Genomic DNA, 21,081 nt, shown 5'->3' on the forward strand with positions numbered 1-21,081 from the left:
ATGACACTTAAACTCATATATATCATCATATTTAGTATCTGTATTCAAGTTGCAAATTCACAACAAGTGTATATAGACCAAGGGATACAAGTTAATGGGTTGTGGTGTTTCCCCACCCATAACAATCCTAAAGAATACCAATATCTTCCTACGCGATCTCGATTAGCTTTAGATGAAGACAAGCATCCTAAATTCTCATTTATGAGATATATAACGGAGCGTCCTACAACAGAAGATACTACTAGTAGTATTAAAGAAGCTGGTGGTGGTGGCATCTTACATTTTTTAATTTTATATGATACCCCTAAAACGCAAGTTGAAGACGCTGAACTTTTATTACAAGAACGGTTTGAAGATGACACATTTAAAATTAAGGGTCCTATTCTTTTTGAAACTGGAAAATATGCCTTGGTGTCTTCTATTCTTAACGGTGTCACCAACGAAAGGGAACAAAAAGTTATTTCTATGGGGGAAGCTCCCGTTATGGAAAATAGTAAGATTGCCCTGTCTTTTGATGTAGATCCTTTGCACTCAAAACTATTGCTTGAAAGTTTTAAAATGGACACTCCAGACATCTCTATTATGTTCGATTTAACGTTCTCTGGGCTTACTGAAGCTTATGATGCCACACTGGAAATAGACTGGTCTGAAATTAAAAAGAGTGTCAGTTTTGGCGCTGGTGGAACCATTTATTTTGTTGGTGCAGATGTAGAATTTGGCTTAGACGAATTATTCAAAGACAATAGTATAAGACTCATTACCAATGGAAGCGATGCTAATTTAGAAGCGTTATTAACAACGGTATACGACAAGCTTCTTGAACTCATGTTTAAGCCGGTCGAGCCAGCAATTGTTCCAGAAGAACAACAAGGCGGTATTATGGATGCGGTTACCGCTTTAATAGGTGAAGACGGCCCTATATCTAGTGGAAATACTACTGGTTTTGGATTAAATGCATCTTTCCAACGAAAAGAACTAAGATCTGAAGGGCAATCACGATTATTCTTTAAAGGACGTTCTACCGTTTTTCGCCATCACATACTAACCTTTAATATTGGTGACTTATATCAAAATTATGGAAACGACACACGCTTTTTTAGGGACGTTCCAATATGGGATCCAGCATTTCAGCAAAGAGAAGTATTTGTTGGTGTTGATGGTGATTTAGAAAAAGAGTTTGAAAGCATGCTAAATAGTGTCACCCTTTCAGTCAGAAAAAAACATTTAAATGGTAGTGAAACAGTTAAAGAAGTCTTTTTAAATAAGGAGCGCTTTAAATCTTACGAAGGTAATTTATCAATGTTCTATTTAAATCAAGGGGATACTATACAAACAGATTGGCTAAACTACCAATACAAAACCGTTTGGAAATTTAATGGTGGTGGAAGTTATGAAAGTGAATGGCTTGACGAAAACGGTGCAATGGTGAACTTGTATGTCCCATTTAAAAGGCGAAAAATAATTCTAGATGGCAATTTGAAAGCTTTAGAAGCCCAATCTGTAAAAGCGATTTCTGTTTTAGTGGATTACCCCTTTTTTGATAAAACAAAAACACACCGTTTAACATTAAGGCCTAATGACATCCTTGAAGAAAAGAATTTCGACATCACTTTACCAAATACTGAAGAAGAAGTCAATTATACCATAACCTGGTTTATTGAAGATCAACCCAGTATAACCAAACAAGCCAAAGATAAATACGGTTTAATTTTTATTGATGAAATACCAAAGGACTAATGAAAAAATGTACTAAAAACATAGCGTTTTGTTGTTGCCTTATTATAGCTATTAACGGTTATGCGCAAATAATCTGTCAAGAAACAAAAGAAAAAATAACATTGAATAGTGGCAACTCGGTTTACGTTTATCAAGAAAAAAACACAACCGATTCACCAACTTACTTTTATGTTCCCACGCAACTTAATCTCTCTGAACGCAAAGGACAACCAGAATATTCATTTCTAGAATATAAAAATCTAGGAAGTGTTACACCAGATGGGGCTATTCTACATATGCTAATCACCTGGGGATTGAACAATAAGGAGCTTAGCGAATTAAGACAGTGTATTAAACACCTCTATGGTGACAGTGCCACTTTATCTGGAGCTCTCTATTTAAATAATAAAGCCTCAGGAATTACAATAAACACAAACACAAAAATAGGACAAATACTTAATAGCGCACTTAAAAGTAAAGGTGTTCCCCCTACCCTTTCTAGTGGTAAGATGGCGCTCTCCTTCAGATTAAAAAAAGAAGAAGTGAACTTAATAAGGGAGGCCATAAAAAACAAGTCTGGATTTAGTAAAACACTTTTAAAAATCAATTATTCATATAATACAAATACTTGTAAAGGCTCAATTTCATTAGCTAAAAAGAATGAACTAAGTCTTGAAGGTCATTTACAAAACTGGTTTTAAAATGAGACTAACACTAATACATATCATCAAGATTAAAATCATCATAATTAGTTTATTATTGATACAGCCTGCTTCCGCAGAAACTAAGGACATCTATTTGGTCTTCTACGCGACAGCAAATGGTAAAAGTGGTCATGTAGGCATTGCTGTAGATAATTACAAAGTCATTGTTAAAGATACTTTTGATGAAAATAATAATAGAATAGCTGTTTATGACACGATTAAAAATGGTGCTTTATCTTACTATGATCTTTGGCCAAAAACAGACGATTTCAATGCCTTTAACGTCGATAAAAATGTACCTGCTCAATACTTTAAGTTACCCTCCGCCTCATGGGAGAATGATATAACCATTGCTAGCCTTATAAAAACAGGATTGCCGCATGAAGAATTCTATCCTGTCGATGGATTATTACAAATAACATCTTCAGTAAAAGAAGACCTAGAAATTAAAAAATACATAGCAGCTCTAATAAATAAAAATCAAGACTTTAATGTACGTGATTTTAATTGTGCAGATTTTGTTGAATTGATTATAGAAAAACAATGTCACTGTGACATTAAAGCAGATGAATCTATAGTATTACAAAGGTCTACTACACCAAACAGGATTTATCAGGAAGTATCAAAACTAAAGAATATAAAGATAATTAAAGACGCTAGTGAAAAAGCAAAAGGAGCGTTTACGTCTGAACGCTTACTAAAAAGAAACCAATAACAGTAATTAATCATTTAATAAACAGATAAAAATGAAAACAATTAAAAAACAGTTGAAAATTGTACTATTGAGGAATTCTTTTCTCCTATTAGTACTTAGCCTATTCCTTTTTCAAGGATTAGAGGCACAAGTGATAATGGACTCTCAGAATAAAGTCGACATTTCACTTGACGATGGAACTCAAGTAACGCTATATGGTAAGGCGATTACAAGAAGTAATTCTTTTTCTAGTGAGTATGTGTATCTACCAACAAATCTGCATTTATCTAAAAGACCAGATGGAACTCCAGAGTTTTTATTCTTAAAATATACGACAGAAGAAAGAGAAGATGCTGGTGGCGCACAAGGTGGACTGATGCATTTTTTAATGGAGTGGGGCTTAACCTCAGAGCAAGAAGCAGAAGCTCAAGAAAAACTAAAGGAAAAAATTACAGAATTAAATAAAAATTCAAGAAGTAAATACAGAAGAGTAAAATCACCTGTTATCCTTGGAGCAGCAGATGTTACTGTAGAAGATGGTAATTCATTTAGAATAATCTCTTCAATTTTAACCGATGAAGGCATGGCCAAAGTTGTTGCTTCTGGAAACGCCTCTCCTATTCCAGGTAATAAAATTGCTGTTGCTGCAAAACTCGACAAAAATGCTGCACAATTATTAGCGGCTACATTTGAAGAAAACAGGTCAATTACTGATGTTTCTATAGAACTTAGCTTTAAATATGATGTCTTATTTCCAGCTGTAGATGGTAAAATTGTAATAGACTGGAAAAAAGTTGAAGAAACATTTGAAACCTTTTCTTCGGAATATTCACATGACAGAAAAGAAACTAAAACAGGAAATGATGACACCTACTCTTATGCAGAGGTCGATAGTATTTACAATTCTGCAATAGAAAATAAAGCTGTTATTTTCGAAATAGATAAAAACACGACTGATGATGAAGTCGCTAATCAAATTGTAGAAAGTTTTATGAATGTCTTTACTGAAGCGCTAACAGACAGGGATGCTACTGCTCCTCCTGCACCACCTAGCGATGAAGAATTAGAAGCAAACCCAAATGCAAAGTATGGCGCAAGTTATACTTATAGCCGTACAAAAGCAGAGAAAAGATTTCAGCGGCTAAGAGAAGTCTATAGATTAAAATACCGCGTCGCAATTCCAAAAATGATGCCTTTAACGGGCAATCTTGGTTCTTGGTACGATGGAGTGAGAGACAACCCAAAATGTATTGCGTCAGTTAACTTAAACGATCCCTTTTTCCAGCATAGAGACATTAATCTTATTCTAGACATAGAAGCAGAAGATATGTTTGGAAAAGAAGTGAATTACGTCACGGTAAATATTAGAAAAAAAAGAAATCAAGGCAACGATTTTGAAGATCAGGTTACTATTGACAGAAACTACTTAAAAGAAAAAGGCATTAGAGCGGCACTAACCTATGCGCGTGGTGAGGATAAAAATCCAGAAGCCTATGAATACAAAATGCAATGGAGTTTAAAAGGGGGCCATATCTATCCTGAAAATCCTAATTGGACAGTTGGAGACTGGGAAGGTGTTACACTTGCAGCTCCTGTAACGCCAAGATTAATAGAAGTAGAAGCAGATATCGATGAGCTTAAAGATAATGATATTGTTAGAGTTACCGCGGCTATTCGCTATTACCGTTTTGGTAAAGAAGAAGAAACTAATATTCCATTAACCGTCTCTAAAGAACAAATGCTGGTGCCAGAAACCATATTTACAGATAGAAATACTAAAGGCTATGCTTATCGTCTAATTTATACACATAAAAAAGAAGGAAAACTGGCCATGCCTTGGGAAACAAAAATAAATGACAACTATATCTATGCTTCAGTTCCTGAGGAATTTCAAGACAATGAATCTGAGTTATTTAAAGAAGCTAAAGTGGCTGGGACAGAAATTTTAGAAACAGTAAAAAAGAGTGTCTTAGATAAGTTTAAAGATTTAATTAAAGGAGATGAAAACTAAAAACAGAAAAAACACAGTAATGCAATGGCTATTATATGCTTTAGTCATGTGCGCGATAAATGTTAGTTACGGCCAACAAATAAATTTGGATAAGGTTGTTAGAGCCGGAGAGTTAACTTTGTTTCAAGAGTTAAGAAACCCAAAATCTTGGTATTACATCATAGATAAACCAAGTATCGCTAAGGACGAAAATGGGATACCTAAATTCTCTTTTTTAAGATATGTAGACAACGTACGTTCTGGAAGTGATGAAGCAGAGCTAAGGGAAGGAGATGGTGGCGGCATCGTACATGCTCTGATAGAACTTGGTGTCACAAAAGATCAAATTAAAGATGCTCAACGAGAATTAAAAACCCTAGTGCCTGAAGGTGTTATTAAAGGGCCTGTTATTTATAATGATGGAACAATAGCTATTATCTCTTCTTTTGCGAAAGCCGATGGTGAACTCACAAAACAAGTTTTAGGTATTGGAAAAGCGCCTATTTTAGATGGTCAGCGGGCTGCAGTCTCTATTCAACTTACTAAACAAGGTGCAAAGATTCTTTGGGAATCATTTAAAACACCAACGCCAGACATGAGTATTTCTTTCGAGATGAATTTATCAGGTTATCGTTCTCCAAAAAGAGCGCTAATTGAAGCAGATTTTGAACAAGTCTACAAACATAAAAGTTTTGAGGCTGGCATTTCTGCACCAGTACTAGCTGCCGAAATTAAATTAGCTTTTGATGATTTAGTAAAAAAAGGAGATATTAAAGTAACACAGATTGGAAGTGACGAAGATCTCCAAAAAATCATGGAATCTGCGTATAATAAAATTCTAGCAATGATGTTTGATCCTGTTGGAGGGACAGGTACACCCAGTTTAGGGTCATTAACTTCTGGTGCCACTGGTAATACACCAAGCTTATTAGATAGAGCAACAACGATGTTAAATACGGCTAGAACAGATGCCAGAACAGAAAACACACGCATTAGAGCAGCCAATCAAACAGAAAGAGAGCGTGTTGCCAGAGAGAATGAGAGCCGTGCAACCAATAGTAGTACCGCAGCGCCCTCTACCGAAACCAGCGCGGCAACTACAACAGATTCAACAACAACTAGACCGGTAACCGCTAGAGCTGCTAGAACACCTATGGCAACGCCACAGCACGCCAGAGAAACAAGCCCCTCTGACTCCGCCCCTGCTGAACCCAATCTACAACAGGAAGAAACAGTGCCTTCATTTGCTGTGGCTGTATCATTCCAAATGAAAGAAATTAAACAACGTGGTATTTTTAAAATTGATCTTAATAAATATACAACGGACAATCTCACATTGCGATTCGATAAAAATTTTGGCAACATCAATTGTGACAAATGCTTTAAAGAAGTGAATTTAGACGATGCACTATTTAAGCAAAGAGAGCTTGTCGCTTTTGTGGATGGTAGTAATGCGACCGACTTTGGAAGCTATATCAATTTTGCAACTTTAGCTATGAAAAAAAAGCATCAAAGTGGAGCGATTACTAATGATGAGGTGCGGATTGATCGTAATAATTTTAATAAAGAAGGTAACAATTTCAAACTCTTATATGGATGGCAAGGCGATGATGATAGAAGCAAATGGTTGGATTATGAATATAAGACAACATGGAGCTTCTTCGGTGGCCATAAAGTTGAAGGAGAATGGACTAAAAATGACCAAGGCGCTATAGCCATTGCTCCACCGCTACTTAATAAAAAAATTGCGATTGAAATAGATCCTAGCTCCATTGAGGGAAGCGATATTCGAGTTATAGATGTAAAACTATTTTATACTATAGGAGACAAAGAACAGCTAAAAAATGTAACCTTCTTGGTTGGTAAAGGAGAACTTTCAAAAGAAGAGCATATTATTCTTCCAAGAAACACTGAAGAATATGGCTATGAAATAGTTTGGAATTTAAAAGGAAATAAAACAGTATCATCTGGAAAATTAGCGACAACATCGAGTGTGCTTTTTGTTGATGACCTTCCAGAAAATTAAAATATAAAACAATGAAAACTTTAAAATATATTCAAAAAAGCAGTTTTTTAATGCTATGCTTACTATTTATTGGAAATAGTTTTGCGCAAAATGACCGCTCTATATTAAAAGATAAATTTAGATTTATCTATATAGCCAACCCAAACAGTACCAGCTCCATAATTTTGAATAATAATCAAATTTATAGCGGTAACGAAACGGGGACTTTCTGGACCAACAGTAATATGGGACGTAGTCAAGCTTTAGTAAGAGCTTTACTTAGGGATAATGGAAATGGTGGTGATCAAACACTTCAATATTTTGCATCAAAAATTGTTAAAATAGTAGATAAACCAGTACTGGTGTATCTCTATGATGATACTAATGTTACTCTCACATCAGCTTCAATTCAAAGATGGGGTTTATGTGCAGATGATCCTAATAGTGCAAACCCTAAAGCATGGCCTTGTGCTAATAACCAATCTTTGGCCGATGATTTTTCGCAAAACATCGCCAGATGTTTAGGAAATCCAGATCCCGGGAGAACAGATGATCGCTGGGGAGGCTATATGCATTTGGGGGCGCATCATTTAAATGCACATCCTGTGATATGGACCAAAGGCACTTTTATTCACGAATTGGTGCATACCCAAGATATCTCTGATAATAGAATGCATATGTTCTGGGTCAATGGATCAAATTTTCGCTACGGATTAGACGGCAATCATTATGGAATAGAAGCGGTACCTAATTTAGGGATGACTTACAAGGAAGGGATTGCAAACACAATTACCTTACTTTATGATAATACAAAATCTTCAGACATGTTCAATTGGTTTAAAGACAACGAAGCACTTATTGTAGAAATAAATCCCAATCCTGAAGGCACAGGTCCAGGAAACGTACACAGATGCCTTGATGTTACTCACCCAAGTCCTGATGCGTGGCTATATAACGTTATGATGGATGCTGGTGAAACCTCGTTAAGAACTGTAAACGTTCCTTCAGGAAGCACAAACCAATATGCGGTCTTTAAAATTAGAGACGTAGCTCCTAAATTTATAGTTCACAATGAATTTATTTTAGCACTGATTTTTTCTGAATATGCGCATCATATATCACTTGGTAGATTTATTTCTGCATTACACTATTCAAACAATCAGTTATTTAGAGTTTGTGCTAGTGGTGTTGCCGTACTTTTCGAAAACATGTGTATTGAAGGTATTCCTGAAGGAGAAACGCTAGCCAGTTTATCACAATCTCAATCCGGTATAACAGAAAAAAAATATTTGCTTCCTTTAGCATTTGCTGACTATTTTACGTCTTACAGATCTCAAACTAAATCAGACTTTGAAACTATTTTTGAAAATGCACTGCCACAAGGTTGGATTGATCTTTATTGGGACACTGCAAGAACAACTGTTAGAAATGCCGTTCCTATCACCACTCCTGAAAGAGGAGACCTTACAGATATTGCTATAGCCTTAGGCATAACAACATCTTCAATAGATGATTAGAATAAACTCCTGCAATCTCAAGCCATTGAAACGGTATACTTTTATGTGCTTTATTTGAGATTGTCTTTGCTAATTTAAAATATGAGGTTGTAGTCATTATAATTCGTAAAGTTCACAGATAAACACATGAAGAAAGCTCTAAGTTTTAACTTAGAGCTTTTACTATTGTTAAGTACATGTATTCAAAAGAAAACGGCTGTTGTTATATGTGATATTCTTTTCAATTATAATTGAGCAACGGTTGTACTCTAGTTTAAAGCGCCTTATTAAAATAGGATTTTAAATAAACATAATGCGAACGTTCGCTACAAATAAATAATCGCAAAAAAACGTATCTTTGTGTCAATGGAAGAAGAATACATCAAACTCATTTTTGGCTTAAAACTAAAGCAGATACGGACTGACAAGAATTTGTCTTTATTCGGATTGTCTAAACTTAGCGGTTTATCTAAGTCCTATTTAAACGAAATAGAAAAAGGCAAAAAATATCCTAAACCAGATAAAATTGCACTATTAGCTGAAAAATTAGATGTTCCTTATGATCATTTCGTATCCTTAAAATTAGACAAAAATCTGGCTCCCATTGGCGAAATACTACAATCAAAAATCTTAAAAGAAATTCCTTTAGAGGTTTTTGGCATTGAAGAAAGCACACTTATAGACATCGTTTCCAATGCACCTGCAAAAGTAAATGCCTTTATAAGTACCATTATTGAAATTGCCCAGCATTATAGTTTTAGTAAAGAAAGTTTTTATTTAGCTTCTGTTCGTTCCTTTCAACAAGCAAACAATAATTATTTTGATGATTTAGAGCAAAGTGTTGTCCAGTTTGCTAAAGCCTATCAAATTGATTTAAACAAACCCATTTCATCTTCAGAATTAGAGGAGGTTTTGATAGAAGAATATGGTTACACTATAAATAATAAAGATTTAGAGAAACATAAAGAGTTAGACACCTTACGTTCTATATTTATCCCGAAAACAAAAACACTATTATTAGCGAATCACATCGATGATGCCCAACGCAGCTTTATTTACGCTAAAGAATTAGCCTATAACATCCTTAAATACAAAGCGCGTTTGTACACCTTCTCTTGGATTAAATTTGAAAATTTCGATCAGGTTTTAAATAATTTCTATGCGTCGTATTTTGCTGGTGCTTTATTACTACCGCGCACTATTATGACTAAGAAACTCACTAAACTTTTTAATAAGAAAGCATTTGACAGTGATGCCTTTGTTACGATTGCTGAGTCCTTTAACGCCTCTCCTGAATCCTTTTATCAACGGTTAACAAATATTTTACCGAAAGATTTTAATCTTCAGAATTTATTCTTTTTACGATTTGTGCATAAAAAAGATGATAAAAAATTCTATCTAAATAAAGAACTGCATTTAACGCATCAACATTCGCCTCATGCTAATGAAACTGATGAACATTATTGTAGACGCTGGGTATCACTAAAAGTATTACAAGACATCGTAAAGACTAATGATAATCATGTTTTTGACATTCAAATTTCGCATTATCCAGACAGCAAGCATTCTTATTTAATTTTTTCTTCGGCTACTAGAGATCCTTTTAAAACAGATCAATACAGAAGTGTTAGTGTTGGTTTATTAATTAATCAGCAATTAAAGCGTAAGATTACTTTTTGGGATGATCCCTCAATAAAGCGGTTTAACGTGGGGGTTACTTGCGAACGTTGTGCTATTAGTGATTGTAAAGAGCGTATGGTCCCTCCTGTTCTATTAGAAAAAGAGCAAAAAAATTTACAAATTGAAGCAGTTGTTGAAGATTTATTTAAGCAATTTAGCTAGCTTTATTAAGCAGCTCTAACTAAGCGTTATTTTTTAAAGTTGTAATCTAAATAATACTCTAGTGCATCACAGTATCTCTGATCCTCAATGCAAAGTGTGTGTGTCGTTTCGATAAGGAGATTTACAACGTTTTCATTTTTAGGGTCTATTTTATGTGCTAAAACAAATTCAGAATACGCACCAGAGACATTATGTTTTGAAAGTCTGCTTTTGCCTGAGTTCAGCAAAAACTGAAATGCAGTTTCATTACATTCTGAATGCACGATAACCCTCTTTCTCTCAAGGGACGATTCATATTGATGCCATTTACTTCCCAGTATATATAAAGCACTAAAAAACAGTAAAATTATAGCTATTGTAGTAAAGCCTACTGCTCTTCTATTCTCTTTTGATTTAGGCTTTAATGCAAATGTTCTGGAATATGAGGGTAAAGAAGCAAAGGTAGGTACTTTACCTCGTTTAGAAAATGGCCGATGCAATTTACGTTTGTAAATCCAACTTTGCATGCCTAGTCCAGAATACCCCATATAAGTGTTTACTTATAGGTCTATTTTATGTGAAATTTGTTACTCCTAAAATTAAATTTTACACTGATCACAAGCCTTTTAAAGAATCAATTTTTCGCTGTAATCGTGAAATCTCATCGTCTTCACGTTTTTTAGTAATTGAATCTAATTTTCGTTGCAAATTATCTATAGCTTTACTATTGCTGTTAATGTTATTTCTAAATTTTGTGGTGTCTACAGCGATCACATGAGCTGCAGAATCACTTATCGTTTCAATAGGTTTAATTTCATTAATATAATAATCATTAATACGTTCACCTTCGCTTGAGCTCCAGGCTTCATTTAATTGATCATACAGTTCCTTTTCCCAACCGCTGGGATGCTTTACATCTATCCAAACCACATCACGGTATTCACTATCTATTAATGCTAAATCTGGTGTCGCCGCACCATCAAAGTTCTTAGAGCCGTCTTTAACTGCGGCAATAGTTCCTAAGAAAAACAAACGTTTTCTTCCTGCGATGTTTTTAATATAGGGCCTAAACTCTACAGGTTTATTCACACTCCAATCAAATTCTTTACGGGATTCTATCACTTTTAAAGGCATGGCAGAAACACCAGCGTACCCTTGTTTTTTAGCCCCATGATCATAATAAAACAGCTTATCTGAGCCATCAGCTGGCACAAAAACGCTATAGGTTAAACTGGAACGCTCATCGCCTATTGGTTCTAAACCAAACCAATGGTACAATCCGCTATAGGCTGGAACCTGGGTATCTTCAAAATTAAAATCGGTGACAAAAGGTTGCTGATTTTGATCATCTGCTAAATCTGGAATTTTAACCGCCGTTTTCATATTCCATGGCAAAGGATCACTAAACCCACCTAAAAATTTTAATGATTCGCCTTGTAAGCGGGATACTTTTTCGGCTAAGATGTTCTGTCGTGTTAAAAACGGGTAGTTCTTTAATTCCTCTGGCGCAATAAACTTCCCTTTCCCAATGGTAATGCGTTCAAGATAATCTTTAAAATAGTGTACGCCATTTTCAATAATCATGACCCCTCCAAAAGTTGGATATGGAAAAAAGAACCCTTTCCATTTTATCAAACTCACAACTTCAACCCATTGTCCTGTATCATTTTTCATATAATAGGTGTCGCTTGGTTCATAGTTTAATAACATCCACGGATTAAAACGCTGCACGACTGCATTGTAAGTGTTTCGACTAAATTTTAGAGATTCTCCTATAGAAAAGGTCACTGGAATTCTATTTTCATTTGAAAAACGCGGAAACGGTGTCGTACTCGATACAGAAAACACCTCTTCTATATTATCACGCATGCCTTGCCAATAATACTTCTCGGTGGGCTGAATGGCCATCGTCCATTTATTCTCATTGTCTACTCTTACCAAATGTGGCAATGAGACATCTTTAGTTTCACCAACACTTTCATTAGCCATAGAATGAATGTTATTTAATGGCTGAATCCGTTCGTTTTGCGTTAGGGGTAGTTCATTTATTTCTACACGATTTAAGTCATTAAATACATTGTAGGTTTTCATATAATCATATAGTTCTAACTTCCAACCTACGACATAAAAAGCGGCAAAAAACACACCCAATAGCACCAAAATGAAGATGCGTTTGCCCGTTGAAGCCTGACGTCTAAATTTCTGTAATCCGAAGAATAGAATTAAAGCACTCAGTAAAATAACAAAAATGAATTTACGTACAAATAATAATGCCGGTTGGTAATCATCTCGTAAAAAGAAGAGTAAAGCAATAAGAATAAGCGCTATTATAACAACGATTCGCTTTTGTTTTCCGCCTTTATTCCAGTAGTTTTTGATCATATCTATATGCTGCGTTAACTTATTTAATACTTCGCATTGCGTTTAGACGTTGTATGCAACGTTTTTATAAATGCCCCTTATCCTTTAACCTTTGCCGTGCACTCTTTTTAGGCACCTCAGGTTCTTTTTTAATTTCTTTTTTAGCTTCTTCTAAAGCCTTCGTGTCTTTAGCTTCCAAATCCTTGATGTACTCTTTTCCTTTTTCAACGGTATCTTTTACAGCATCAACAAAGGAATCCCCTTTCTCGTCCAAAACTTCAGAAGATTTAAACACCAAATTTGCTAAATAAGTGCCTACAAGCGTTCCAAAAATACCCGAAGCAAATAATGATAAAGTGGCTAAATCAATTGGAATAAGAAATCTTACAATGACAATCCCTAGTAAAAATAATACAGCGATATAAACCAGTCTCATTAAAAAGGATTGCTGATACACAAACCCTTTATTACTATCAGACTTCATTTGTAATTCTTTTGAATAAAAGAGTTTATTAAAAAACCGATAGACTTTATTTGTTTTAGATTCTCGCCAATACAAAACAATTCCGAAAAGGATTGAGGCGATGAAGAGTATTATTTCTAGTGACATCATGGTTTTATTTAGTTTGAAGCACGACGTAAGACCTTTGAAAGTCCTTACTCAAGCTGGTTATTTTGTTATAGGCACTAAATTAGAAACTTGAAGTTTCTTAGGCGCATTGAATACATTTATTCTTCAATTTTATTTCTAAAGGCTATCATCATATTCATTAAATTAAAACACTCTTTATAATATTCATCGCACTTATCTTTTGTTAAATAATTACGTCTGACAACCTTATGCAAACAAGCAATAACTGCTACCAAAGCCCTTATTGAATAACCTAAAATTTTTTATATTCTCTTCAAGACTGTAAAGTTGAACCCTCAGACATATTTAATGCAATAGAATCTGCTGCTCGTTTTAATTGAGATGACAGATTAAATATTTCATCTTTGGGAAATGTCTTAGATAAAATATTCATATTCTCACCAAAATCCATTCCTTTTTGCCAAAGGATTACATCTTCAAATTTAAACTTCATCTCATTTTTTAAATTTCCATTATCCATTTAACAAAACCTCAAACTCCTAACTTCAAGCTTCTAACCTATTAGTAGCCTTTTTTCAAATATTGTTACGAATTTCCTGAATGACCCATTCTTTTAGTGACGCATCCCAAGTATCATAACTTTTATAAAACTGTTCTTTATCGTACCAGTATAAAAATAAAACATCTTTAGCAGATACATTAATTAAAAGTTTCCAAATTAAATCGATATGCTTTGACGACAGAGACGAATGTGGTTGATGCAGCGCTTCATAGAACTTAGCATCTACTATATCGGCAATCTTAAACTGATTACTTACTTCCAATTTTTCTAAATAGCGCTCCACGCTCATGACTCGTTTTCTTGAATCGATATCTAATTTATTTAAATAACTCTTAAACAACACCTTATCATTTAAAATAGTTTTAATAGGGTGCTGCGTTTCTTTTAAATCTGAAGCAAATTCAAACTTTTTAATGCGTTCGTAACGGGCTGTTTTAGCTATGGCCTCTAAATCACATTCAATAATAATATGATCCCGAAGTTTCTCCATTAATTCGGGTTGTGAAATATGATAAATTAGCACCTCGTGAGTGGTATCTTTAATAGCTTCTTTATACCATTTCAGGTCTTCGAAAACAAGAATGTCTGAAATAAAATCACGCAGCACATAAACACCACCAAACGCCTTTGTATAAAAGGAATCGGTACTATATTGCAATTCATGTAACTCTAAATCCCGATCCCTTAAATCACCATAGGTCTTTGATGATTCTAGTAATTGCTGATGTAGGTTTTCATCTATAAAATTATGACCGTGTTTAAAGATTTCTATTAAGGTCAATTGCTCTTTTTGAACGGCATCTAAGTTGTCCATCAAATGAAAATGAATGGTCACCTTATCATATTTTAATAGGTCTAAAGGCTCATAAAAGGCATCAATATTCTGGTCAAAATCTAAACAAATGGCGCTATCTCGTGTAATATCGTTAATTTTCTGACGGTGTGTTCTAAACACCAGTTGCATCATCTCGCGATCGAAAGAATGAAAGGGTACATAAACCGGCATCCCTTTTTGTAAAGGCGAAATTAATATGGCATGCGGATTGGCCTCTCCATTATTCAAGTAATGAAGATTCTTTTTTTCTTCTGCTATTTCTGGGCTCCAGCCAATACCATCAATCGAAAAATTAGCCAGTTTTGTTGGTGTGAAACCTAGTTTAATCAAGCATTTATTATAACGCTCAACGAGTTTTCCACTTACAGGAATGAGTTCGCTTCTATATAAATTCGCTTGTTTTAGTTTTTGCATTTTATTTTCCTCTTTCAGCTACGCTTAAGTTAAACTCAAACAGTATCTTTTAATTCTTAAAAATGTTATTTATCTGTGCATATTGCAAAAGACAAATCGTTTTAAGATCTTTTATGTTCCCGTTACTCATCAATTCTATTGCCTCCTTAAAAGGCATCTCAAGTACTTCAATGTCTTCTGTTTCATTTTCTGCGCCGCCACCTTTACTTACTTTCATATCCGCAGAATATTCAGCTATAAAATAGTGTAGTACTTCTGTAAGCACGCCTGGCGAAGAATAAGCTTCCAGAACTTTTTTTACCTCTGTCAAGCGATACCCTGTTTCTTCTTCTGTCTCTTTTTTTATACAATCTTCAGGGTTGTCACCATCTAACAAACCAGCACATGCCTCAATAAGTAAACCCGATGTGTTCCCGTTCATATAAGACGGAATTCTTAACTGTCGTGTTAACACTACCGTTTGTTTTTCTATGTTATACAAAAGTATCACAGCACCATTGCCACGAGCATAGCATTCACGAATTTGAGTTACCCATTCCCCATTATTTAAGTGATAGTCAAACGTTAGCTTGCTTAAGGTATACCGATATTTAGATAATAATTCACTTTTTAAATTCTTAATTCTATTATTACTCATGATTAAATGTTTCTCTAGCTTTCAAATCAATATTCATTTGATTCACTCTCGCATCTACTTTACGTTTAAAATCTGTATCTGCAATGGTGGCGACGTTATCTAAATAGCGCACCACTTCTTGTCGTCTTATCTCTGAAAAATCTAAACCTTTCATGTTTTGCTTCATTAATTCCTGAAGCATATTAAACTTGGTTTCGTAATTCTGCTTAAAATAAATTTCAGGATTATCAAACCAATCTTGTTCTAAATCGAAGTCGGTTAAACGCAATGAAATCGCAGATTGAATATTACGTACATCTCTTGAAGAGAAGAAGGGGAAAATCTTTTGAATTTCTAAATATAAATTAGCAAAAAACTCATGCTCACTCACGTTATTTAGCTTTTCAGCCTTATTATAAGCTTCTAAAACACGTGTTTCTGATGGCTTTTCAACACGATTTAAAATATCTCCCATACTCTTTGCTAACCCTTGATCTTTTAAAAACTCGTAATCTGAAGGGCTTGCCATATTTACAAAATTAGGCATGGTCTGCTCTAGTTTTCGCCACCATAAATGATCTTGATCTAAAAAATCATGTTCTGTTTGTGCGCCATCAATTTTAAAACGGCCTTGTACACGAGAAATGACCGCTTTATCTAACATTTCTGGTAAATTTGTAAATAAACCAATAGAACTATTGCCATAATTAACGGCATAAGCCCCTTCTGTATAGCGCAGAAAAACACCAATAACTTCTTTTACACCGGCCGAAACACCTTGTGCGGTTCTTTCTTGTAAATTATTTTCGGCATCATCAATAGGCGCAAAAATTAATTTTGAAGGATCCTGCATGGGTTTCATCCACTCCACCATTTTCTCAGCTGACCCCCCTTGAAAGGTACTAATTAACGTATCTGGCATGGGATGGAACAAAAAAGGAATGTCCAAATTATCGCAATGCTCTTTTAATCGTGTAGCAATGGCAGCAATTAACATACTTTTTCCTGTTCCTGGAATGCCGTAACCCATAAAAACAGGCATGAAACCACCCAATTCCTGAAACGGATTTTTCTTGGCTTCAAAATCATAACTTAACATACGCTCAGTTAATCGTCGTGCAAAATGCTTGGCATCTCTATTCCCTACGATTTGTTCAAACTGAATTTTATTAAATTCTATACTTTTCGCCGTACCCGCGAATACATTGTCCCAACCTGAAACGGCAAATTCAGAATTTTCAAGCTTATACGTGCGGTCTACAATGGTTTCGGTGTATTCTAAACTACTTTTACGTATTTGAATTTCATCAATTAAAGCTTCGAAATAAACCACTGAAAAATCAACAACATCTTTATCACTTTTAATAATATCGGGATGTCCTAAATATTTATCGAAATAAAATAACGCGCAAGCCACACCTTTTAGAGGCGACATAAAAGACACTTCTGGCAACCCAGCAAACTTTTGTTTCATCACAGACAAATCGTCTGAAGCCTGCGGTTTTAAATTGTGCAGAATATTATACGCGGTTGCAAATAACATGAATGCGGTTGCCGTATGCATTTTACTTTCGTATTCTCGCTTTCCATTAGTATCTAAGCTTGCTTTGCGCTCATTTAAACTCGATAGTCCTGAGGCATCGTAATAACTATCCTTTACCCAAATTCCTAATGCCAACCCTTCTTGTACAGCAAATAATGTCTGATTTAAGTATACAGGAATCGCAATAGAATCTGGTAACAAGCGTTTTTTTAAAGCTAAAATAGTTTTAGAGACCGAAGTAACCTCTGTAGCTGCACTACCAGTATTGGCCCGAGACAGATAGAGTAAAATAGACTCGTCTTTTGCATCTTTATCTTTGTTTTTAGCCCTTGCACCTTGCTCCCATTGAATACTTTTTAAGTAACCACTGGCTTCATCGCGAAGCATGTTGAGTTCGTTTTGTTTTATAGGAAATGTTGAATTGTGTTCCATGTTTTTTTGTCTTCAGTACGCCATTTTTAGTGCTTACACCATTTCTAATTTAAAATGTCGTAATCAATGCTGTTTATATCTAGTCTTCGTCATGATGTCTCTCAAATTTTAAAGTCTGAAATTGTATAATTTTGCAGATTCCTCTATTTCATCTTCAATGTTTCCATCGTATTTAAAGCTGTGAATAATCCATTTATCATTTGGTTTATAAAATTGAAAAGTAAACCGTATAGGCTGTCTGTCATATTTAACCAAATAACTTAACAGAATAAAGCTGTCAGTTAATTTTTTTTCAAACATTAATTCATGTCCATAATATGCTCCAACATAATCCACATTTAAACCCTCAAGTTGGTTTTTTAAATTGATTACCGCATCTCCTGAGCGTGAAATCCATTTATTAGGACTATATAAATTATCAATCGCTACTGACGCACCTTTTTCTTTAAATTCTTTAAAAAAAAGTTCAGCAACAGCCTTTGGCTGTGCCTGTGAAATACCTATAAACGATATAGAAAGGAATAGCATTAAAAGTGATAATTTTTTCATTTTATTTTAATGTTTTATTTTTAAATCTGAAAGTTCAAAAGGCGGTTTCGCCAAGCCATTCATAATTTCTGGATTCTTGTTGTATAATAACTGGATGATACGATGTGGTGCAAAAATATAGTCTCGCGTGATAACATCACGCCATTTTTGTAGGATTTGCTTGCTAAAATAGCTTCCCTCTTTAAATTCACTGCCAGAAAAGACTTCATCTACCTTAAGGGACAAGGCATAAGATTCTAGAGGCACTTCCTTCTTAGCAATACTTTCCAGAATTGTATGCGTTATTATATTTTCGTCTTTAGCAAACACATTATGAAATGGCCCCAAATCAATTCTTTTTATATGTTTTGGCTTTAAGTTTTTTAAACGTCTGTCTATCCCATAAGCCATGGTGTCTAAATTCATGTCACGGTCGGCAACCGTTTTTAATATATCGTAGATTTCCTCCTTGTCTTGTACTGGGTTTCCATCATAAGTGAAGTACATAAAACAAACAAATGGTCTGTTGTGTGAGACATCATAAAAACTCCAACTCACCATATATTCTGCTTGGCTTCCTGCCGGGGCATCACTAATTTTACCTTGCGAAAAACGATTAAAAATAAATTGTTGCTCTACCGATGTATAATAGACGATAGAAGCCGCTTGAAAGAGTTTTTCTTTAGTAACGGGTTGTTTTTTACGCATTAACTGGTCTAAAAACTCATTCTGTAATTCGCTAACGTCTTTTAATTTATTTAAATAATTATCGCGTAATGACAAATCATTAAAGAGATATCTGAATTCTAAATAATTAGGGAAACCAGAATCGGTTAAATCGACTTTCATATTATCCTCATCATCGTACATATACTTGATACGCATGGCTTCGATGGAATACAATAATAAATCGCAATATTGCTTGAAAAAAGTCATCTCCTGTGGAGTACACAAATTATGTTCCTGCACACTTACAATGAGTTCTTTTAAAGCAAAATCAACCATTTTATGATAAAAAACATATTGTTCTTTGGAGTCCAGTGTTGCTGAATCTAAAGGGGTTACTATGTGGTTTATAGCCATTTTATATTTAGTCGATTGTTATTATTAAATATTCAATAAATAGTTTAATTTTTACTTTTTTCTTCAGTGAAACTAAGATAAAACAGGACTGATAATGTAAAAGTTACGAACACTATAATTCTAGTTATTTGAGGTTTATTACCCCCTATATAATCCGGAAGCGTGTACACAGCCATTATACCAAATAACACAGTGAAAAATCTAACTATTATTCTAATTACTGTAAATAGTCTATTCACTTTGCGTTAAGGATTGAGGCTTTGTTGGAGCTCCTCGCAGAGAGCGACTGCCGAAAGCCTGACCTACTTTTGCCATAAAAAGCAAAAGTAGGTAACGCCCGCATTATGTTAAGACAGCAAATCGTCGTCGCTGGTTTCCGGTTTTGATACTGGAGCTGCAGCGCCACCTGAAGGTGCATTAGCATCTGCCTTATAGTAATCCTCAAAAATTTCTTTCATATCAATACCATAACGCTCAGCAAAATTCTTTTGAATGTCCACATCTTTTGCACGAATCTCCTGTAAAGCTTCTGCATAACTGCTATAAACCCCTTGCATTACTTTTTCGTGAACTGGAATATTATCCATCATTTCCTGACGTGCTTTTGCACTAGCAGTATGCATAGATGCTAAGGTTTCACCAATATGCTCATCGGTTTTAACACCTAAGTGCTCTAAAATAGCAGCAAATTCCTGATCGGTACGTGCTTTTAATGCCACCACATAACCATCGTAATATTTTAAACGCTCATCTGTATCACTCTTTAATTTCGCTCTGTGTGTTTGTAAATTAGAACGTAAAGACGTTAATACCTTAATGGTTAAGTTGTGTTTATGTACAAAACTATCTTTTGAAGCCGCCAACGTGGTATATGCGTTTTTAAGACCTTCTAATTCTTCTACTTTTTGCTCAACCGTAGTAACTTTCGATAATGCCTCAGAATACTCTGTTGATTGTTTATCTGCGACTTCCTCTAAAGCCTGACGTGCCTGTTTTAATAACGCATATTGCTCATCTAGCTTAGTTTCAGTCTCTTTTTTCTTTTCTAAGGCTTTGGTATGATTTTTAGACGCTTCAACAATCGCATCTTTCAATTTCTCTTCTACTTCTTTAATCTCTACTTCGCGGTTTTTTAAACGTGTTACCGCTGCTTGAGATTTATATGACAATTCATTTAAAAGGGTTTGAATATCTGCACTTTCTATACGTTCCTGAAACATTGCTTTCGCTTTGTTATCTGCTCCTGCACGTACTTTTTCTGAGTCCTTTAACCCCTGTTCTGCTTTAGCAATTTTGCTTTTACGTCCCCAAAGATTATTCCACCAGGTGTCTGGTTTGTTTTGAGCATCTTCAAGTTCTACTTTTGCGCGCTCTAATGCTTTTTTAGCATCGTCAATTATTTTTTGTTCTTCCGCATTAAGTGACGAGAATCGCTCAAATAAAATACCAACTTCGTCTTGATAATCGGTTAAATCTTTAATCGCATCCAAAAGTGTTGAGCGGTCTTTTTCGGCCATGTGAACAACATCGTCTAAGGTGGCATTTAAGATTTTCTGACGGCTTTCTGGATCGTCTTCTTGAGCAAGCTTAGACTTCATAGTATCTATAGCCTTTCCCCAGTTAACATCTACTTTTTCAGTTTTCTCACTTGAGTTAGTTTCTAATAAGTCAAAATCATCAGACATAATC

17 protein-coding genes are annotated in these 21,081 nt (G+C 34.9%); 7 read left to right on the forward strand and 10 right to left on the reverse strand.

Annotated features, from left to right (window positions below; all coding sequences use genetic code 11):
- The 7 genes from GQ46_RS02620 to GQ46_RS02650 all read left to right on the forward strand — a co-directional run bounded on the left by GQ46_RS02620 (position 1) and on the right by GQ46_RS02650 (position 10,447).
- Positions 1-1,737 (forward strand): hypothetical protein, encoded by a 1,737-nt coding sequence (locus GQ46_RS02620; protein ID WP_156133076.1) that lies wholly within the window; start codon positions 1-3, stop codon positions 1,735-1,737.
- Entirely contained in the window at positions 1,737-2,417 is a 681-nt protein-coding gene (locus GQ46_RS02625; RefSeq protein ID WP_044398120.1) for a hypothetical protein, read from the forward strand. The genes GQ46_RS02620 and GQ46_RS02625 overlap by 1 nt, the downstream gene beginning before the upstream one ends.
- A gap of 1 nt (position 2,418) precedes the next feature.
- The gene (locus GQ46_RS02630; RefSeq protein ID WP_044398122.1) at positions 2,419-3,135 is read left to right on the forward strand and encodes a hypothetical protein; all 717 of its coding nucleotides are present in this window, start codon (positions 2,419-2,421) and stop codon (positions 3,133-3,135) included.
- 31 nt (positions 3,136-3,166) lie between these two features.
- Positions 3,167-5,125: a hypothetical protein gene (locus GQ46_RS02635; protein WP_156133077.1), complete on the forward strand. Its 1,959-nt coding sequence runs from the start codon at positions 3,167-3,169 to the stop codon at positions 5,123-5,125.
- Positions 5,115-7,130 (forward strand): hypothetical protein, encoded by a 2,016-nt coding sequence (locus GQ46_RS02640; protein ID WP_044398127.1) that lies wholly within the window; start codon positions 5,115-5,117, stop codon positions 7,128-7,130. Before GQ46_RS02635 ends, GQ46_RS02640 begins: the two co-directional genes overlap by 11 nt.
- An 11-nt stretch (positions 7,131-7,141) precedes the next feature.
- Complete coding sequence (locus GQ46_RS02645; RefSeq protein WP_044398129.1) at positions 7,142-8,626, forward strand: hypothetical protein; 1,485 nt, start codon at positions 7,142-7,144, stop codon at positions 8,624-8,626.
- Between the two features lie 345 nt (positions 8,627-8,971).
- Positions 8,972-10,447 (forward strand): helix-turn-helix domain-containing protein, encoded by a 1,476-nt coding sequence (locus GQ46_RS02650; RefSeq protein WP_044398131.1) that lies wholly within the window; start codon positions 8,972-8,974, stop codon positions 10,445-10,447.
- 26 nt (positions 10,448-10,473) lie between these two features.
- On the opposite strand, the gene GQ46_RS02655 is transcribed toward GQ46_RS02650, so the two are convergent.
- The 10 genes from GQ46_RS02655 to GQ46_RS02700 all read right to left on the reverse strand — a co-directional run bounded on the left by GQ46_RS02655 (position 10,474) and on the right by GQ46_RS02700 (position 21,077).
- Positions 10,474-10,974 (reverse strand): hypothetical protein, encoded by a 501-nt coding sequence (locus GQ46_RS02655; protein ID WP_044398133.1) that lies wholly within the window; start codon positions 10,972-10,974, stop codon positions 10,474-10,476.
- Between the two features lie 67 nt (positions 10,975-11,041).
- Positions 11,042-12,808 (reverse strand): hypothetical protein, encoded by a 1,767-nt coding sequence (locus GQ46_RS02660; protein WP_044398135.1) that lies wholly within the window; start codon positions 12,806-12,808, stop codon positions 11,042-11,044.
- 64 nt (positions 12,809-12,872) lie between these two features.
- Positions 12,873-13,400, reverse strand: a complete 528-nt coding sequence (locus tag GQ46_RS02665; protein WP_231567312.1) for a hypothetical protein — start codon at positions 13,398-13,400, stop codon at positions 12,873-12,875.
- Positions 13,401-13,692: 292 nt separating this feature from the next.
- Positions 13,693-13,899, reverse strand: a complete 207-nt coding sequence (locus GQ46_RS17340; RefSeq protein ID WP_231567313.1) for a four helix bundle protein — start codon at positions 13,897-13,899, stop codon at positions 13,693-13,695.
- Positions 13,900-13,954: 55 nt separating this feature from the next.
- Positions 13,955-15,190, reverse strand: a complete 1,236-nt coding sequence (locus tag GQ46_RS02675; protein WP_044398137.1) for a DUF6638 family protein — start codon at positions 15,188-15,190, stop codon at positions 13,955-13,957.
- 49 nt (positions 15,191-15,239) lie between these two features.
- Positions 15,240-15,827 (reverse strand): NUDIX domain-containing protein, encoded by a 588-nt coding sequence (locus tag GQ46_RS02680; RefSeq protein WP_044398139.1) that lies wholly within the window; start codon positions 15,825-15,827, stop codon positions 15,240-15,242.
- The gene (locus tag GQ46_RS02685; protein WP_044398141.1) at positions 15,820-17,781 is read right to left on the reverse strand and encodes an AAA family ATPase; all 1,962 of its coding nucleotides are present in this window, start codon (positions 17,779-17,781) and stop codon (positions 15,820-15,822) included. Before GQ46_RS02685 ends, GQ46_RS02680 begins: the two co-directional genes overlap by 8 nt.
- A gap of 108 nt (positions 17,782-17,889) precedes the next feature.
- A complete protein-coding gene (locus GQ46_RS02690; RefSeq protein ID WP_044398143.1) occupies positions 17,890-18,330 on the reverse strand; it encodes a hypothetical protein in 441 nt (146 codons plus the stop codon).
- A gap of 6 nt (positions 18,331-18,336) precedes the next feature.
- Positions 18,337-19,392 carry a hypothetical protein gene (locus GQ46_RS02695; protein ID WP_044398145.1) on the reverse strand — a complete coding sequence of 352 codons (1,056 nt, stop codon included), beginning with the start codon at positions 19,390-19,392 and terminating at the stop codon, positions 18,337-18,339.
- Positions 19,393-19,739: 347 nt separating this feature from the next.
- On the reverse strand, positions 19,740-21,077 hold the full coding sequence (locus GQ46_RS02700) for a hypothetical protein (RefSeq protein ID WP_044398147.1): 1,338 nt from the start codon (positions 21,075-21,077) through the stop codon (positions 19,740-19,742).
- Between the last annotated feature and the right edge of the window lie 4 nt (positions 21,078-21,081).

Origin of the sequence: Lacinutrix sp. Hel_I_90, from assembly GCF_000934685.1 — a bacterium.
Classification (GTDB): domain Bacteria; phylum Bacteroidota; class Bacteroidia; order Flavobacteriales; family Flavobacteriaceae; genus Lacinutrix.

What these genes read in the sequence shown, in the direction of transcription:
- GQ46_RS02620 (WP_156133076.1), top strand. Translation starts at nt 1, where the DNA reads ATGACACTTAAACTCATATATATCATCATATTTAGTATCTGTATTCAA.
- GQ46_RS02650 (WP_044398131.1), top strand. Translation starts at nt 8,972, where the DNA reads ATGGAAGAAGAATACATCAAACTCATTTTTGGCTTAAAACTAAAGCAG.
- GQ46_RS02700 (WP_044398147.1), bottom strand. Translation starts at nt 21,077, where the DNA reads ATGTCTGATGATTTTGACTTATTAGAAACTAACTCAAGTGAGAAAACT.
- GQ46_RS02645 (WP_044398129.1), top strand. Translation starts at nt 7,142, where the DNA reads ATGAAAACTTTAAAATATATTCAAAAAAGCAGTTTTTTAATGCTATGC.
- GQ46_RS02665 (WP_231567312.1), bottom strand. Translation starts at nt 13,400, where the DNA reads ATGATGTCACTAGAAATAATACTCTTCATCGCCTCAATCCTTTTCGGA.
- GQ46_RS02625 (WP_044398120.1), top strand. Translation starts at nt 1,737, where the DNA reads ATGAAAAAATGTACTAAAAACATAGCGTTTTGTTGTTGCCTTATTATA.
- GQ46_RS02660 (WP_044398135.1), bottom strand. Translation starts at nt 12,808, where the DNA reads ATGATCAAAAACTACTGGAATAAAGGCGGAAAACAAAAGCGAATCGTT.
- GQ46_RS02690 (WP_044398143.1), bottom strand. Translation starts at nt 18,330, where the DNA reads ATGAAAAAATTATCACTTTTAATGCTATTCCTTTCTATATCGTTTATA.
- GQ46_RS02635 (WP_156133077.1), top strand. Translation starts at nt 3,167, where the DNA reads ATGAAAACAATTAAAAAACAGTTGAAAATTGTACTATTGAGGAATTCT.
- GQ46_RS17340 (WP_231567313.1), bottom strand. Translation starts at nt 13,899, where the DNA reads ATGGATAATGGAAATTTAAAAAATGAGATGAAGTTTAAATTTGAAGAT.
- GQ46_RS02630 (WP_044398122.1), top strand. Translation starts at nt 2,419, where the DNA reads ATGAGACTAACACTAATACATATCATCAAGATTAAAATCATCATAATT.
- GQ46_RS02685 (WP_044398141.1), bottom strand. Translation starts at nt 17,781, where the DNA reads ATGGAACACAATTCAACATTTCCTATAAAACAAAACGAACTCAACATG.
- GQ46_RS02655 (WP_044398133.1), bottom strand. Translation starts at nt 10,974, where the DNA reads ATGGGGTATTCTGGACTAGGCATGCAAAGTTGGATTTACAAACGTAAA.
- GQ46_RS02695 (WP_044398145.1), bottom strand. Translation starts at nt 19,392, where the DNA reads ATGGCTATAAACCACATAGTAACCCCTTTAGATTCAGCAACACTGGAC.
- GQ46_RS02675 (WP_044398137.1), bottom strand. Translation starts at nt 15,190, where the DNA reads ATGCAAAAACTAAAACAAGCGAATTTATATAGAAGCGAACTCATTCCT.
- GQ46_RS02680 (WP_044398139.1), bottom strand. Translation starts at nt 15,827, where the DNA reads ATGAGTAATAATAGAATTAAGAATTTAAAAAGTGAATTATTATCTAAA.
- GQ46_RS02640 (WP_044398127.1), top strand. Translation starts at nt 5,115, where the DNA reads ATGAAAACTAAAAACAGAAAAAACACAGTAATGCAATGGCTATTATAT.